1 protein-coding gene is annotated in these 712 nt (G+C 69.4%); it reads left to right on the top strand.

The features are described from left to right. Positions 1-14 precede the first annotated feature (14 nt). Positions 15-712 (top strand): acyltransferase domain-containing protein (locus tag ACFO4E_RS30095; RefSeq protein WP_378580737.1); only part of this gene is annotated, 698 nt, incomplete at its 3' end.

Genomic DNA, 712 nt, shown 5'->3' on the forward strand with positions numbered 1-712 from the left:
CGGGGTTGGATCGGGTGGATGTGGTGCAGCCGGTGTCGTTCGCGGTGATGGTGGCGTTGGCCGAGGTGTGGCGTGGGGTGGGGGTGGTTCCTGATGGGGTGGTGGGTCATTCGCAGGGGGAGATCGCTGCGGCGTATGTGGCGGGTGTGTTGTCGCTGGAGGACGCTGCCCGGATCGTTGTGCACCGCAGCCGCCTCATCGCGACGGAGCTCGCCGGTACCGGCGGCATGACGGCGATCACCGCTTCGATCGACCGCGTCGACTCCCTGCTGTCCGGCGTGCACGAGGGCGGGGCGGACCGCGCCGTGGTCGCGGCCGTCAACGGTCCGGCGTCGGTCGTGGTGTCGGGGCCGCTCGCCGTACTCGACCGCCTTGAGGCGCGTTGCGACCGTGAAGGTCTGCGGGTTCGTCGGGTCGCGGTGGATTATGCCTCGCATGGGCCGCAGGTGGAGCGGTTGCGTGGGGGTTTGCTGGGTGTGTTGGAGGGGGTCCGTCGGGGGGTGGGGCGGGTTCCGGTGTTCTCGACGGTGGTGGGTCGGTGGGTCGATGGCGTGGAGATGGACGCGGCGTATTGGTTTCGGAATTTGCGGGAGCCGGTGGGGTTCGGGTCGGCGGTGGCGGGGTTGGTGGGGGAGGGGTTTTCGTCTTTTGTGGAGGTGAGTGCGCATCCGGTGTTGGTGGGTGCGGTGGAGGGGGTGGTGGAGGAAGCGGG

Origin of the sequence: Nocardiopsis mangrovi, assembly GCF_042653925.1 — a bacterium.
In the GTDB taxonomy this organism is placed as follows: Bacteria; Actinomycetota; Actinomycetes; order Streptosporangiales; family Streptosporangiaceae; genus Nocardiopsis_B; species Nocardiopsis_B mangrovi.